Below are 15040 nucleotides of genomic sequence, written 5' to 3'. Positions count from 1 at the left end.
GTCCGATGGAATCTGTATCTGCTGGACACGAATTAGAGTATGGTAGACACAGTTACTTGTCAACGCGCTTTCCGGAAGGATGTGGAGATGCCGTCACCGACCACCGTCGAGCTGCTCTGGGGCACCCAGCAGCGGCCCAAGCGCGGGCCCAAGCCCGCGCTCTCACTGGAGGGGATCGTCGGCGCGGCCATTGCCCTCGCCGACGCCGAAGGCCTGGCGAATCTGTCCATGCAGCGCCTGGCCGAACGCCTCGGCTTCACCAAGATGTCGCTGTACCGCTATGTGCCCGGCAAGGAACAGCTCACGGCGCTGATGTTCGACACGGCCATGGGGGCGCCGCCGGATATGGATGCCGCGCCGCCGGATTCGTCCGAAGAACAGTGGCGCGGCACGCTGCGCCGCTGGGCCCAGACGATTTTCGAGCGCTACACCGCCCATCCCTGGGCGATCGAACTCACCACCGGACTGCGCCCCATCGGGCCCAATGAGATGGGGTGGACGGAGGCCGCGCTGGTGGCGCTCAAGGACACCGGACTGAACGGATCCGAGCGGCTGGACACCATCGTGCTGCTCAACGGGCACGTTCGCAGCCTGGCCCAGCAGGTCAGCTCCGCAGGAGGCGATACGTCCGTGCAGTTCAACGCACAGTTCGCCGAGATGATGACTGCGGCGGGCGACCGCTATCCCGAGGTCGTCGCGGCCTTCGCCGAGGAGGCGTCCGCGACATCCGAACCGCCGTTCGCCGGAGGACCCGACGACGCGTTGAACTTCGGTATCGCTCGTGTGCTCGACGGCCTGGCCGTGCTCATCGATCAGCGCCGCGGCGAATCGCGGTGAGGTTCGGTGGGCACTGTCGAGCGCTACGGCGACGGCCTACGCTCGGAGCATGACCGAGGAACTCGAGCTGAAACAGGAAGCGATCACCACGGTGCGGGAGTTCTTCGCCGCGCTGGAACTCGGTGCCGTGGAGGAGGCCATCGACCTCCTGCACCCCGAGGTCGTCTGGAAGAACACCTCGCTGCCCACGGTCGGCGGCGGTCTGACCCGCAAGATTCTGCGCGGCATGAATCGGGACAGCATCGGTTTCGCGGCCGAGATGCATCACATCGCGGCCGACGGCGACATCGTGCTGACCGACCGCACCGACATCCTGCGCGTCGGCCCGTTGCGGATCAGCTTCTGGGTCTGCGGCACCTTCGAACTGCGCGACGGCCGAATCATCCTGTGGGACGACCACTTCAGCTGGGAGAACTTCCTGCGCGGCACGGTCGTCGGACTGGTCCGCGCGGTACTGCCCGGCAACTGAGGCGCATCGGCGCTGGTCGAGTGGGTAGCACCCCGGAGTCGCCAGGCGACCGGCCTCGGTGAATCCGTCAGCCGCGCTTGGTCAGATACTCGATGTAGAAGGGGCGCAGCGCTTCGGCGAGCCTGCCGTCGCCGGCGTGGATGTAGTCGTCGATCAGCAGCACCACGTTCTTGATATCGGCTTCGCTCTCGCCCAGATCCCCGGCCTGAACCTCCGCCACCGGGATCCGTTCGGCCAGCCGCCACAGAAACTTCAGATCCCCGTGGCGCACGGCCTGCTTCACCGCGCGCTCGTGCAACTCCTTGGACGACAGTTGCTCCAACTCCTCGATACTGGCCATGTCAGCGACTCTATCCGTTGCGCGGCGCGGATCCATCCGTTGTCCGAAGCAGGGGTTAACGACAAATTCACGGACACGCCTACCTGTGCCCGAGCGGAGACCGGGCAGTCGGCGGTAGCGTCGGTGGTGCGGGCCGCGTCGGTGTGGCTCGTACGGGAGGTCCTGAACCGTGACTGAGCTACTCAGTACGAGAGGGCCGGCACCCGGCCCTCGTGGCATCTGACGCAAGTCGGATTCCATCAGGACGGACCGGTCCAGCGAGATCGTTCGTGCGGGTGCCGCGCGAACACAAAGGAGCCCACCGTGACTGCTGCACGCTCCGTTCCCGCTCCCTCGGCGCACTCCAGCTCCGCGAAAGGCGAAGCCGCCGCGAAGGGGGCCCGCCCCTCGCATTCCCAGAATTCCGGTGCGAAATCCTTCGTTATCGACACCTCGGTTCTATTGTCCGATCCCTGGGCTTTCACCAGGTTCGGCGAAAACGATGTCGTATTACCGCTGGTCGTGATCAGCGAACTCGAAGGCAAACGCCACCACCATGAACTGGGCTGGTTCGCACGCGAAGCGCTGCGCAACCTCGATGATCTTCGCCTGCAGCACGGCAGGCTGGATCAGCAGGTGCCCATCGGCACCGAGGGCGGAACGTTGCAGGTGGAACTCAACCACACCGACCCCGCGGTACTTCCGGTCGGATTCCGCACCGACACCAATGACTCCCGCATCCTGGCCTGTGCGCTCAACCTGGCGGCCGAGGGCCGCGAGGTGGTGCTCGTGTCCAAGGACATTCCCTTGCGCGTCAAGGCGAGTGCGGTGGGTTTGCACGCCGACGAATACCACGCCCAGGACGTGGTGACCTCCGGCTGGGCCGGAATGGCGGAGATCGATGTCTCCAAAGGCCAGATCGATCAGCTCTACACCGAGAGCGTGATCGATCTGGACGAGGCGCGGGAACTGCCGTGCCACACCGGGATCCGGTTGCTCGGCGCCAGCTCCAGTGCGCTCGGGCGGGTCACCCCGGACAAGCGGGTGCAGCTGGTTCGTGAGCGCGAGGCGTTCGGGCTGCACGGCCGCTCGGCCGAACAGCGCATCGCCCTGGATCTGCTGCTGGACGAGAGCATCGGCATCGTCTCGCTCGGCGGCCGGGCCGGTACCGGTAAGTCCGCGCTGGCGCTGACGGCGGGTTTGGAAGCGGTGCTGGAGCGCCGCACGCAACGCAAGGTGGTGGTGTTCCGTCCGCTGTACGCGGTCGGTGGTCAGGATCTCGGCTATCTACCCGGTTCGGAGAGCGAGAAGATGGGCCCCTGGGCGCAGGCGGTCTTCGATACCCTCGACGGGCTGGCCAGTCGCGAGGTGATGGAGGAGGTGCTCGCCCGCGATATGTTGGAGGTCTTGCCGCTCACCCACATTCGCGGTCGCTCGCTGCACGATTCGTTCGTAATCGTGGACGAGGCGCAGTCGCTGGAACGCAATGTGCTGTTGACGGTGTTGAGCCGACTCGGCACCGGATCGCGGGTGGTACTCACTCACGATGTGGCCCAGCGCGACAACTTGCGGGTCGGCCGCCACGACGGTGTCGCCGCAGTGATCGAAAAGCTCAAGGGACACCCGCTTTTCGCGCACATCACGCTGACCCGTAGCGAACGGTCGCCGATCGCGGCGCTGGTGACCGAGATGTTGGAGGAGTACGGCCCGAGCGCGTAGCCGGGCACTCGAGTAGAGCAACCGTCCAGCGTGTGTTTCACCTCACAATCGAGCGGGTAATATCCGCGTGATACCTGTTCAGCACCGGCCCGGCGAGTCTTATGCGGATTCGCCGGGCCGTTGCCGGGCATCGGCCTAGGCTACCCGCGATGTCACCGCGTCCGCGCTGGCATCGGTAGCCACTTTCGAGAGGATGGAAATGCACCACTTCGCTCGACGAACGGCTGGATTCAGCGCGGTCATCGCGGCCGCGGCACTGCTGCTGGCCGCGGGCTGCAGCAAGGACGACGACAAGGACACGAATTCCGCCGCGTCCATGACGACCACCTCGGCGGCCGTCGGCCACGGCGAGGAGCATATGTCCGGCGCGGCGGGAGAAACGAAGATCGCCACCCAGGGCGGCGAAATCGCCGTCACCGGCACGATCTTCGACAAGTACGTACAGTCCGGCGGTCCGACCGGTCCGCTCGGCGCTCCGCTGAAGGAGCAGGAGGACGGCCCGAGCGATGGCAGGTGGCAGGACTTCACCGGCGGCGCGATCGTCTGGAGCAGGGACACCGGCGCGCACATCGTCTGGGGCGAAATCCGCAAGGCGTGGGAAGACAACGGCGGCCCCGGTGGCCAGCTCGGCTACCCGACCGGTGACGAGAAGGACATCCCTGGCGGCAAGCAGAGCGATTTCGCCAGCGGCACCATCACCTGGGTGGACGGCAATACGACCGTCACGCCGAAGTCCTGACCCGTGGCACGGCGTCCGGGCGCGCTCACCGCTGGTGAATGCGGGCGGCTCGCTCGAAAGGGCCAGCGCTTGTACGCTCGGACGCCGATACCGTTCCTATCCGTAGATCCCCGCATCGCGGGCCCGGCCGCTAGGTTGTGCTAGTGCAAACTCTCTTGACCGACCGCGAACTGCTCGCGGCCCTCGCGGACGAGGTGGAACTGAACCTCGGGCGCCATATCGCCGCGGCCGACGGCTGGCAGCCGCACGATTACGTGCCGTGGGACGACGGCCGTAATTTCGGCTTCCTCGGCGGAGTCGATTGGGAGCCGGAGCAATCCGAGCTGAGTGAAACCGCCAAGCTGGCGCTGACGGTCAGTGTGCTCATCGCGGACAACCTGCCCTCGTATCACCGCGAGATCGGCAAGTACCTGCGCACGGGATCGTGGTGGCGCTGGGTCGGCCGGTGGACGGCCGAGGAGAACCGGCACGAGATCATGATTCGCAACTACCTCATGGTCACCCGATCGGTCGATCCGGTGCAGTTGGAGCGGCTGCGCATGGAACATATGACCAAGGGCTTCCGGCGGCCCGCACTGCACCTGCTCGACCTGCTGGCCACCTGTGCGTTCGAGGAGGCGGCCGCCGCGATCCGGCATCGCAACACCGCCGCGCTCGGGGAGAACAAGATGGTCACCGCCATCGCCGAGCGCATCGCGGTCGACGATGAGCTGCAGTCGATCTTCTTCGCGGAGCTGATCACCGCGGCGTTCGGCATCGCGCCGGATCAGACGATGCGCGCCATCGCCGACAGCGTGGCGAGCTTCCACGTGCCAACGGTTGCGCTGCCTGATGGGCGCAGCAGTGACGAGGTGCTGGCCGAGGCGGGCATCTACGACGGCGCCAAGGAGGGCGAGTTGGTCTTCACTCCGCTGCTGGAACGGTGGGAGTTCTTCACTCGAACCGATATCGGCGAAGTGGGTGAGAAGGCCCGCGCGGAGCTTGCGCGGCTGCGGACCTCGTCGCACGCCTGATGCGGTTGAAATAACCGCGCGAAACGGTCTCGTGCGTCACGTTGGGCCAGTATGCGAGGCCCAACGTGACGCTCGACTCTTGTTCGCTACTTTTCGTCTCGTACTTTCGCCATCGACAGCACGTCGAGTCGGCGGTCGAGTTCTGCCTCGGTCAACTTTTCGTCGATAAGGCCGCGATCGATGACCGTCTGGCGAATTGTCTTGCGCTGCTTCAAAGCCTCTTTGGTGACTGCGGCGGCCTCTTCATATCCGATAGCTGAGTTCAGCGGAGTCACAATGGACGGCGAGGATTCGGCCAGGGTTCGCAAATGGTCTTCGTTCGCGACCAACCCTCGAATGCACTTATCGGCGAACAGCCGGGAGACATTGGCCAGCAGGCGAATCGACTCGAGCAGATTCCGTGCCATCACCGGGATGTAGACGTTCAACTCGAATGCCCCGCTCGCACCGGAGAAGGCGACAGTCGCATCATTGCCGATCACCTGCGCGGCAACCTGGGTGACCGCCTCGGGCAGCACCGGATTCACTTTGCCGGGCATGATCGAACTACCGGGCTGCAGATCGGGCAACTGGAGTTCGCCGAGTCCGGTCAGCGGACCCGACCCCATCCAGCGAATGTCGTTGGCAATCTTGGTGAGGCTCACCGCGATTGTGCGCAGCGCGCCGGAGGCCTCCACCAGACCGTCGCGCGCGGCCTGCGCCTCGAAGTGATCTGTGGCCTCGGACAGTGCATCGATACCGGTCGACTCGACCAGTTCGGCAACGACTTTCGTGCCGAATCCGTCGGGCGCGTTGAGCCCCGTGCCGACCGCGGTGCCGCCGATCGGCAGCTCGCCGAGCCGGGGGAGCGTCGCCATGATGCGTTCGATACCCGCCGCGACCTGGCGGGTATAGCCGCCGAACTCCTGGCCGAGGGTCACCGGTACGGCGTCCATCAGGTGGGTGCGCCCGGACTTCACCACGGTGCGCCACTCGCTCGACTTATCCAGCAGTGCCAGGCGCAGATGGTCCAGCGCCGGGATCAGATCCTTGATCGCGCCCTCGGTGGCGGCGAGATGGGTTGCCGTGGGGAAGGTGTCGTTGGACGACTGCGACATATTCACGTCGTCGTTCGGGTGCACGGTCAGGCCGTTCGCCTTGGCGATCGAGGCGATCACCTCGTTGGCGTTCATATTCGAGCTGGTGCCGGAGCCGGTCTGGAAGACATCGATCGGGAACTGGTCGTCGTGCAGGCCATCGGCGATCTCATTGGCGGCGGCGATGATCGCGTCCGCCTTCGCCGGATCGAGCAGTCCGAGATCCCGATTCACCTTCGCACACGCGGCCTTCAGCAGGCCGAGCGCGCGAATCTGCGCCCGCTCCAGCCCGCGCCCGCTGATCGGAAAGTTCTCCACGGCCCGCTGGGTCTGCGCCCGCCACAACGCGTGCACGGGTACACGGACTTCCCCCATGGTGTCGTGTTCGATGCGGTACTGCGTCTCCTCGGTCGTCATGATTTCGACCCTATGCCCGAGGTGACTCCCATGGGGCTGCCACGCCTGAGGCGATTCGCACACAGGGCCCCGGAATACCGAGCGGCCACGGCACCATCGCGGAGCCGCGCCACCCTCGGCCCACCACATTCGCTGCCCCGAACCCGGTGTGCCCGGAACCGTTGGCGCACACCAGGTGGGGCGCACGGAGGGCGGTGTCGGGCAAAAGAAAAGACGCGCAGGGGGCCTGCGCGTCTTGTCGGATCTTGGTTGCCGCTGGGATCAGGGGAGTGGGGGGACTGCGTGTTCGTCGCCGATGAAGTCGACCGAGGAGTATTCGCGCAGCTTGGTGAGGCGGTGGTAGGCGTCGATCATGCGGACGGTGCCCGACTTGGAGCGCATCACGATCGACTGGGTGGAGGCGCCGCCGCCGTAGTAGCGGACGCCGCGTAGTAGGTCGCCGTCGGTGACGCCGGTGGCGCAGAAGAAGACGTTGTCGCCGGAGACCAGGTCCGTGGTGCTGAGCACTCGATCCAGGTCGTGGCCCGCGTCGATCGCCTTCTGTCGCTCCTCGTCGTCCTTGGGCGCCAGCTTGGCCTGCAGTTCGCCGCCCATACAGCGCATCGCGGCGGCGGCGATGATGCCCTCGGGGGTGCCGCCGATGCCGACCAGGATGTCGGTGCCGGAGTCGGGACGCGCGGCCGCGATAGCACCGGCTACGTCACCGTCACCGATCAGCCGGATCCGTGAACCCGCCTCGCGCACCTGCTGGATGAGCTCGGCGTGCCGAGGGCGGTCCAGGATGCAGACGGTGATATCGGACTTCGACAGACCCTTGGCCTTGGCGACTCGGCGGATGTTCTCGCCGATCGGTACGGAGATATCGATCACGTCGGCGGCCTCCGGGCCGACCGCGATCTTGTCCATGTAGAACACGGCGGACGGATCGAACATCGCGCCGCGATCGGCGACCGCGAGCACCGCGATGGCGCCGGGCGAACCCTTCGACATCAGTGTGGTGCCGTCGACCGGATCGACCGCGAAGTCGACCTCGGGACCGGTGCCGTCGCCGACCAGTTCACCGTTGTAGAGCATGGGCGCTTCATCCTTCTCGCCCTCACCGATGACCACGATGCCGCGCATGGAAACAGAGCTGACCAGCTGCCGTATGGCGTCGACGGCTGCGCCGTCGCCGCCTTCCTTGTCGCCGCGGCCGACCCAGCGGCCCGCGGCCATCGCACCGGCCTCGGTGACCCGGACCAGTTCGAGCGCGAGGTTACGGTCGGGTGCCTCACGGCGGCTGGGTGCGGGCGAAGATGCCGTCATTACGGTGTGCCTCCTACGGTCGTTGCTACCAGTGATTCTCTCAGAAGCGTCACCGCTCTCGATCAGGTACTGCGGACACCTATGGTCGAGCCCGACTGGGCGGGCGTGGATACTGGGAGCGTGTCGTACCAAAAGCCACGCATTCTCAACGACTACCGGGATCTGTTCTGGTCGCTGATCCCGTTGGTGCTGATCGCCGTGGTCTTCGCCGGGCTCGCCAGCCAGTGCAGCTTCGCCGCGAAGGGACCGACGCAAGGCCAGATTCCGCACTTCGATGTGAACACGGCGCTGTCGGTGGACGCCAAGTCGATGCCGTTCCCGATCCGCAATCCGAGCCTGCCCGAGGGGTGGACGCCGAACTCCGGTAGCCGCGACACCATCACCAGCACTGGCGGCGGACCGGTCAGCACAGTCGGCTTCATCACGCCGCAGGGCACCTACCTGCGGATGAGCCAGAGCAGTGCGACCGAGGAAGCGTTGTCCCGCTTCGTACTGGGCTCCCGCTACGGCACCGGCACCGAGCAGGTCGGTGACCAGAAGTGGGTCGTCTACGCCGAACAGGGCTCCGAGACGGCGTGGATCGCCGACTTCGGCCAGTCCCGGGTGCTCATCACCGGCGCGGGCAACCACGCCGGCTTCACCACCCTCGCCGCCGCCATCGCGGCCGCCCAGCCGCTGAAGCCGTAGTCAGAGGGGCACTACGCAATTCAGTCCGGCCGCATCGGCTGCGGCACAGGGTCGTTTGTCATATGCGGTGAGGTCGGCTGATTCCAGTCCAGTGTGTCCGCGCAGATCATCAGTAGCGTTCGTCGTCGCGCAACTTCTGCAACGCCGCGCTCGCGCGGCCCTCGGTATCAACAGAGCGCTGATCCATGCGGCGGCGCACATCGGCAAGCGGGTCCGCGCCTGGTCCGCGGTGACTGACCACGTTCACGATGGTGCCGCTTGGGTCGCGGACGAAGAAGCGACGTACGCCCCACTGCTCGTCGCGCAGTGGATAGACGATGTCGGCGCCGGCGGCGACCATATCCGCGTGCACGGCGTCGACATCCTCGACCTCGACGCTCATATTCGGTTGCGGCTGCTCGGCGTCCGGGCCGAGCAGCAGGACCTGGGCGGTCGGGTTAGCCGGGGATGCCATTGTCACGACCCAGCCGAGGTCCATCGCTTCGTCGAAGCCGAGCCGTTTGTAGAACTCGCGGCTGGCCGCCATGTCATCGGTGCGGATATCGGGGGTGGCGCGGCGGATGGTCATTCGCTGCCTTCCAGATCGGTGCGCGACAGCGCGTTCTCGACGCGTTGGCGCGCGCCGGCCAGATGCTCCTCGCAGCGGGTGGCCAGGGCCTCGCCGCGTTCCCACAGTGCCAGGGATTCGTCCAGGTCGAGGCCGCCCTGTTCGAGCATCTTCACGACGTTGACCAGTTCGTCGCGGGCGCGTTCGTAGCCGAAGGTGGAGATCTCGGCCAGTTCGTCGTCCTTGCCGGAGTCGGCCAAGGTCAGTTCCTCCCGGTGTCGGTCTTGCCCAATGCCTGCGTGCCCAATGCCGCCGCGGTGATCGCGCCGTCGGCGACCCGGATCCGCAGCTGACTGCCCGCCGGCGCGTCCTCGATCGAGCGGACCACATGCCGCTGCTTGCCGTTGACGCGCTGCACGACAGCGTAGCCACGGGCCAGGGTGGCGGCCGGTCCCACGGCGGTGAGTTTCTCGCGCAGGTGGCGGGTGGCGGTGTCTTCGGTGCGGATCAACTGTTCGACGGTGCGGCGCGCGGCGGTACGCAGGCGCTCGATCTCGTCGTAGCGGCGGTCGAGTTCGCGCAGCGGGTCGGCGAGCACCGGCCGGGAGCGCAGCTGCGCCAGCGCCCTGGTCTCGCGATCGACCCAGCCGCGCAGCGCGGCGGCGGCGCGGGCCCGCATATCGCGGACCCCGGCCAGTTCGGCGGCCGCATCGGGCACGATGCGCTTGGCGGCGTCGGTCGGGGTGGCCGCGCGCAGGTCGGCGACGAGATCGCAGAGCGGGTTATCGGGTTCGTGGCCGATCGCGCTGACGATCGGGGTGGTCGCGGCGACTATCGCGCGGCATAGCGCCTCATCGGAGAAGGGCAGCAGATCCTCGACACTGCCACCGCCGCGGGCCAGCACGATCACCTCGACGGCCGGATCGCGGTCGAGTTCGGCCAGCGCCTGCAGCATCTGCGGGACCGAGCTCGGGCCCTGTACCGCGGTATTGCGGATCTCGAAACGCACTGCGGGCCAACGGTTGCGGGCCACGGTCAGCACATCACGCTCGGCGGCGCCGGCGCGGCCGGTGATCAGTCCAATGGTCTTGGGCAGGAACGGAATCGGCCGCTTCAGCCGGGGATCGAAGAGTCCCTCCGCGGCGAGCAATGCCTTCAAACGTTCGATGCGGGCCAGCAGTTCGCCGATACCGACCGGGCGAATCTCCATGGCGCGCAACGAAATCGTGCCGCGACCGGTGAAGAACGCGAGTTTGCCGTAGACGACGACCCGGCTGCCTTCCTGCAGCGGGACCTCGGATCGGCGGATGAGGTCCGGATGACAGGTCACCGACAGCGACATATCGGCGGAGGTGTCACGCAGCACCAGGAATGCGGTGCTGGTGCCGGGGCGCAGGTTGATCTGGGTGATCTGGCCCTCGACCCAGATGCTGCCGAGCCGATCGATCCATTGCGCGACCTTGATGGATACCGAACGCACCGGCATCGGGTGTTCGGCGGAGTTGGTGGGCGCGCTCTGCGACGCAGGGGCGGCGGTTCGGTCGGGTTGGCCGGAAGGTTCCCGGCCAACCGTCGACGATGACGTGGGGGGTTCTGTCACTGGGCCCGCACGGTGGCGATCCGATTCGTCAGCATGGTCACGAACGGCGCCCTGGCGCGCGTGCGCTGTTCGTAGTCCAGCAGTGCGTTCAGGTCATCGACGGTCAGCATGCGCAGGCGGGCGCGCAACTGGGCCAGGGTCATATTGGCGTAGTCGTAGCGGGTGGCTACCTCGGGCTCGACGACCTCGGGCTCGGGTTCGGGGGCCGCGGCGACCTCGGTCTCCGGCTCGGCGATGGTCTGCACCGAGGTGGCGTGACCATTGCGCTCACCGGCACGGGCGGCGGCTTCGGTGGACAGGGTGTCGGGCTTGCTGAACTCGGCGGCTTCGTCGGCGGCGTACAGGTCGAAACTGCTGGTGCGGGCGGGCGCGGCGAATTCGGGGTCCGCGTCCTCGTCGAAGGTCGCCCACTCGGGTTGTTCGACGGGAGAGTTGGTGAGACGGTCGAAGACGCCGTCGCCCTTGAGGGCGAGGCTGGTCACGAACTGCTGGACGTGCATGGTGGTCTGCAGCATCTGGCTGATCGCGGTGATCGGGAAATTCATTGCGGCAGTGGGTAACCGACGGGTTTCTTCGATGGCGTATACGGCGGCTCCGGCAGCGACCCGGGCCAGGAACGGTGGTCGAAACATGCTCCTAGCCTGCCCGATACGGGATGTTATGCAAAGCACCAGTGTCACAGACACGGAATTTGATACGGCGCGAGCGGGCCCCTAGGTGCTTACGCAGCCTGCCTCCCCCGGGCTTGACCGCACGCGCCCGGGGTTCTGCATCAATCGGCCGCGTTTTCCGTCGGTACGAGTGTGTCGAGAATGACCTGGCGGAGGCGGTGACCGGCCGTCCCGGGTTCGCCGGACGCACGTAAGCTGAGTGGCATGTCTTCGGCCATCCCCTTGAATGTCGGAATCGCCCGCTCGGCTGGTTCCGGATCCGCCGATGCCGATGGTGGTAAGCGTGTGCTGCTAGCGGAGCCGCGTGGCTACTGCGCCGGTGTGGACCGCGCGGTGGAGACGGTGGAGAAAGTGCTCGACAAGCACGGAGCGCCGATCTACGTGCGTAAGGAGATCGTGCACAACCGCCACGTGGTGGAGACGCTGCGCGAGCAGGGCGTGATCTTCGTCGACGAGACCGATGAGGTGCCCGAGGGCGCGCTGGTCGTGTTCTCCGCGCACGGTGTCTCACCCGCGGTGCACGAGTCGGCGGCGGCGCGCAATCTGCGCACCATCGATGCGACCTGCCCGCTGGTGACCAAGGTGCATCAGGAGGCCAAGCGCTTCGCCCGTGACGACTACGACATTCTGCTGATCGGTCACGAGGGGCACGAGGAGGTCGAGGGCACTGCGGGGGAGGCGCCCGAGCATGTGCAGCTCGTGGACGGGCCGGATTCGGTCGACCGGGTCACCGTGCGTGATGAGTCGAAGGTGATCTGGCTGTCGCAGACGACGCTCAGTGTCGACGAGACCATGGAGACGGTGCAGCGGTTGCGGGAGCGGTTCCCGACGCTGCAGGATCCGCCTAGCGACGACATCTGCTATGCCACCTCGAATCGGCAGATCGCGGTGAAGGCGATGGCGCCGGAATGCGATCTGGTGATCGTGGTCGGCTCGCGCAATTCATCGAATTCGGTGCGGTTGGTCGAGGTCGCGCTCGGTGCGGGCGCCAAGGCCGCGCACCTGGTCGACTACGCCCGCGAGGTTGATCTGGCGTGGTTGGACGGGGTGCGCACGATCGGTGTCACCTCCGGTGCCTCGGTGCCCGAGATCCTGGTGCGCGGGGTGCTCGATCTGCTGGCCGAGCACGGTTTCGGTGATGTGCAGCCGGTGACCACCGCCAACGAGACGCTGGTTTTCGCATTGCCCCGGGAGCTGCGCGCTTCGCGTCGCTGAGTTCGGCCGGGGGCTGTCTGGTTCGAGCCAGGGTTTCCGCGCGGAGGGCGCAGTGGACGAGAAGCCGTCCGGCTAAAGGTTTTCCGGCCGCCGTCGCTCCGTACGGCTCGAATCGCGTTCGCGGTAGCGGACATTGGGCTGCGGATGCGGCGGCGGTACCTCGCCGCGCCGCCTGGTGGTGGCCGCCCGGCTCGAATCTCCTTCGGCCCGAGAGGTTGCCGCTGCCGGGCGGGTGGCGCGGGTATTCGGCTGTCGATCCCGGGCCGGGCGCTCGACGCGGGCCGGTCGGTCCTCGCGGGCCGGGCGCTCGTCGGCTCGGCCGGTCTTGGCCGCGCCGCCTACGCGTGGCGGTGTGTCCGCGACCTCCGACGCCGCGCGACGCGATGGTCGCGGCAGATGCAGATCGGTATCGAGGTCCGCGGGATCGACCTGCGGACGGCGGGTGCGGCGGCGCGCGGAGTCGGCAAGTGAGCCGCCTTCGGTGCGTTCGGTCCGCGGCCGCTTCAGTGTGCTGCTGCGGCCCCAACTGGTGCCCTTACGGGCTTCACCAGTGCGCTCGGCGGCCTCCCCGCGCCGATGTAGCAGTATCCGTCCACCGCCGATCGCCAGGACCAGCACGGTGGCCAACGCCATCACCGGGAAGCGGTTCACCAACGGGATCGCCAGGTTCAGCAGGATGTCCTTCATACCGGTCGAGGTGTGACCGGTCAGTTGCTGATAAGCCAGCGGCACCGCGATGAACAGCAGCAGCGGCGGCAGCACCATCGTCGTGAACAGTCCGCGGTAGCGAACGGCGAGCACCGCCGCGATGCAGCCGATGACATACAACGCGTTGAACGTCCCGGTCAGCTCGTTACTTTCGCCGTGGGCATCGATCAGGAACCCCAGAAACGTGCACGCGACCGCGATCAGGACCGCTGCCCCGGCCGGGATACCCGGTACCGAGGGCAGGATCGAACGCTGTGGCGCGAGCACCTGGGTTCGCACACGTTGGGAAACAGCCACACTATGACACTAACTGCCGCCGCGTTCGGCGGTGTTACGGCACGGCGGTCGTCCGGGCTAATCGTCGGCGTCGGCGAAGCCGACTGCCCTCGGCCAGGTATCGACCCGCTGGATTGCTGGCACCTCCTGTTCGGCGATTTCCAGATCGTGGAGTTTGCGCGCGGTGACCATCACTCGTGACTCCACCGACGCGACGGTGTAATTGAAAGCGTCGACGGCCTTACCGAGTTGCGCGCCGAGCCGGTCCAGATGCCGACCGGTCATGCCGAGCCGGTTGTACAACTCGCGGCCCAGTTGCTGCACGGTTGCCATATCGCGGGATAACGCCTCCTGTCGCCACCCGAACGCGATCGTGCGCAGCAATGCGATCAAAGTAGTGGGAGTGGCGAGGATCACGTTGCGGCCGAAGGCGTACTCGAGTAGTCCGGAATCGGTGGTCAGCGCCGCGTCGAGGAACGGGTCGCCCGGCACGAACAGCACCACGAACTCCGGTGTGGGATCGAAGGCCAGCCAATACGCCTTGTCGGCCAGCTGATCGATATGGGCGCGCAGATGTTTGGCATGCCTGCCGAGTAGTTCGGCGCGCTCGTCCGGGTCATCGGACATGGTGGCGTCGAGATATGCGGTGAACGGCACCTTGGCGTCGACGACGATCTGCCTGCCACCCGCGAGGTTGACCACCAGATCCGGGCGCACCATGCCGGTGCGTTCGGTCGTGCCGTCGCCGCGCGCGGCCCTGGTCACCTGGGTGTCGAAATCGCAGTGTCTGGTCATGCCCGCCAGCTCCACCACTCGCTCCAACTGGATCTCACCCCAGCGTCCGCGTACCTGCGGCGCGCGCAATGCGGCGACCAACTGACTGGTCTGGCTGGTCAGCTGATGCGAGGTGCGCTGCATGCCTGCGACCTGTTCGCGCAGACTCGAATAGGCGTTGATGCGATGGTGTTCGACCTGCTGGATGTGCTGGTTCAGCGCGCCGACGGCCTCGCGCAGCGGATCGACCATGGCACCGATCGCATGCGAATGTCTGCGTGCCGCATCCTCGTTCGCCGCGGTGAGCGACTGCCGCAGTAGCCGCTCGTTGTCGGTGGCCGCGGCCAGTCTCGCCTCGGCCGCCGTCGCCCGATGCCCGGCGCGCGCCGTATGCCCGAGCCACCCGAGCCCTACCCCAGCGGCGAATACCAGCATCAGTGCGACGAGCATCGGTGCGGTCATAGCGCAGATAGTGCCCCACCCCACCGACAAAGTTCGAACTCCGCGAGCTATCGGGCAGCAGCGCGTCGGCAAATAGCTGGGAGCCGTGGGTTCGGACTGTTCCGTTGGTCACGGAGATGGCGCAGCAAATCGAGCGGGGCGTTGTCCGATCTCGGTTCGCGGCCCGTCGTTGCACGGCTGCGTGGCGAGACTGCGCCCGCGAATGT

Annotated in this window: 16 protein-coding genes; 7 read left to right on the top strand and 9 right to left on the bottom strand. The window is 66.7% G+C overall.

Annotated features, from left to right (window positions below; all coding sequences use genetic code 11):
- Positions 1-87: 87 nt before the first annotated feature.
- The gene (locus OG874_RS28630; protein WP_330250205.1) at positions 88-837 is read left to right on the top strand and encodes a TetR/AcrR family transcriptional regulator; all 750 of its coding nucleotides are present in this window, start codon (positions 88-90) and stop codon (positions 835-837) included.
- 49 nt (positions 838-886) lie between these two features.
- Positions 887-1306, top strand: a complete 420-nt coding sequence (locus OG874_RS28625; protein ID WP_330250204.1) for a limonene-1,2-epoxide hydrolase family protein — start codon at positions 887-889, stop codon at positions 1304-1306.
- 67 nt (positions 1307-1373) lie between these two features.
- Here the strand turns inward: OG874_RS28625 and OG874_RS28620 are convergent, their stop codons facing one another.
- On the bottom strand, positions 1374-1646 hold the full coding sequence (locus OG874_RS28620; protein WP_330250203.1) for a hypothetical protein: 273 nt from the start codon (positions 1644-1646) through the stop codon (positions 1374-1376).
- Between the two features lie 303 nt (positions 1647-1949).
- Between OG874_RS28620 and OG874_RS28615 the strand changes: the two genes are divergently transcribed.
- The 3 genes from OG874_RS28615 (at position 1950) to OG874_RS28605 (ending at position 5096) form a co-directional block, all read left to right on the top strand.
- On the top strand, positions 1950-3344 hold the full coding sequence (locus tag OG874_RS28615; protein ID WP_330250202.1) for a PhoH family protein: 1395 nt from the start codon (positions 1950-1952) through the stop codon (positions 3342-3344).
- A 199-nt stretch (positions 3345-3543) separates the two neighbouring features.
- Positions 3544-4083, top strand: coding sequence for an LGFP repeat-containing protein (locus OG874_RS28610; RefSeq protein WP_330250201.1), 540 nt, complete (start codon positions 3544-3546; stop codon positions 4081-4083).
- A gap of 143 nt (positions 4084-4226) precedes the next feature.
- On the top strand, positions 4227-5096 hold the full coding sequence (locus tag OG874_RS28605) for an acyl-ACP desaturase (RefSeq protein WP_330250200.1): 870 nt from the start codon (positions 4227-4229) through the stop codon (positions 5094-5096).
- A gap of 86 nt (positions 5097-5182) precedes the next feature.
- Here OG874_RS28605 and OG874_RS28600 read toward each other — a convergent pair whose 3' ends face one another.
- Together OG874_RS28600 and glpX are read right to left on the bottom strand one after the other, a co-directional pair.
- Complete coding sequence (locus tag OG874_RS28600) at positions 5183-6589, bottom strand: class II fumarate hydratase (protein WP_330250199.1); 1407 nt, start codon at positions 6587-6589, stop codon at positions 5183-5185.
- 261 nt (positions 6590-6850) lie between these two features.
- The gene (gene glpX / locus OG874_RS28595; RefSeq protein ID WP_330250198.1) at positions 6851-7894 is read right to left on the bottom strand and encodes a class II fructose-bisphosphatase; all 1044 of its coding nucleotides are present in this window, start codon (positions 7892-7894) and stop codon (positions 6851-6853) included.
- Between the two features lie 120 nt (positions 7895-8014).
- Between glpX and OG874_RS28590 the strand changes: the two genes are divergently transcribed.
- On the top strand, positions 8015-8581 hold the full coding sequence (locus OG874_RS28590) for a DUF4245 domain-containing protein (protein WP_330250197.1): 567 nt from the start codon (positions 8015-8017) through the stop codon (positions 8579-8581).
- Between the two features lie 109 nt (positions 8582-8690).
- Here the strand turns inward: OG874_RS28590 and OG874_RS28585 are convergent, their stop codons facing one another.
- From OG874_RS28585 to OG874_RS28570, 4 genes are all read right to left on the bottom strand, one after another.
- Positions 8691-9149 carry a VOC family protein gene (locus tag OG874_RS28585; protein WP_330250196.1) on the bottom strand — a complete coding sequence of 153 codons (459 nt, stop codon included), beginning with the start codon at positions 9147-9149 and terminating at the stop codon, positions 8691-8693.
- Positions 9146-9388, bottom strand: a complete 243-nt coding sequence (locus OG874_RS28580) for an exodeoxyribonuclease VII small subunit (protein ID WP_330250195.1) — start codon at positions 9386-9388, stop codon at positions 9146-9148. The genes OG874_RS28585 and OG874_RS28580 overlap by 4 nt, the downstream gene beginning before the upstream one ends.
- 2 nt (positions 9389-9390) lie before the next feature.
- The gene (gene xseA, locus OG874_RS28575; RefSeq protein ID WP_330250194.1) at positions 9391-10614 is read right to left on the bottom strand and encodes an exodeoxyribonuclease VII large subunit; all 1224 of its coding nucleotides are present in this window, start codon (positions 10612-10614) and stop codon (positions 9391-9393) included.
- A 110-nt stretch (positions 10615-10724) separates the two neighbouring features.
- Complete coding sequence (locus OG874_RS28570) at positions 10725-11360, bottom strand: lipid droplet-associated protein (RefSeq protein ID WP_330250193.1); 636 nt, start codon at positions 11358-11360, stop codon at positions 10725-10727.
- A gap of 243 nt (positions 11361-11603) precedes the next feature.
- On the opposite strand from OG874_RS28570, the gene OG874_RS28565 reads away from it, so the two are divergent.
- The gene (locus OG874_RS28565) at positions 11604-12614 is read left to right on the top strand and encodes a 4-hydroxy-3-methylbut-2-enyl diphosphate reductase (protein ID WP_330250192.1); all 1011 of its coding nucleotides are present in this window, start codon (positions 11604-11606) and stop codon (positions 12612-12614) included.
- A 72-nt stretch (positions 12615-12686) separates the two neighbouring features.
- Here the strand turns inward: OG874_RS28565 and OG874_RS28560 are convergent, their stop codons facing one another.
- A complete protein-coding gene (locus tag OG874_RS28560) occupies positions 12687-13619 on the bottom strand; it encodes a DUF6542 domain-containing protein (RefSeq protein ID WP_330250191.1) in 933 nt (310 codons plus the stop codon).
- Positions 13620-13676: 57 nt separating this feature from the next.
- Complete coding sequence (locus tag OG874_RS28555) at positions 13677-14834, bottom strand: DNA recombination protein RmuC (protein WP_330250190.1); 1158 nt, start codon at positions 14832-14834, stop codon at positions 13677-13679.
- Positions 14835-15040: the final 206 nt, after the last annotated feature.

The organism is Nocardia sp. NBC_00565, from assembly GCF_036345915.1.
In the GTDB taxonomy this organism is placed as follows: domain Bacteria; phylum Actinomycetota; class Actinomycetes; order Mycobacteriales; family Mycobacteriaceae; genus Nocardia.
Note: the sequence above shows the minus strand (reverse complement) of the source record. Positions and strands in the feature narration are given on the sequence as shown.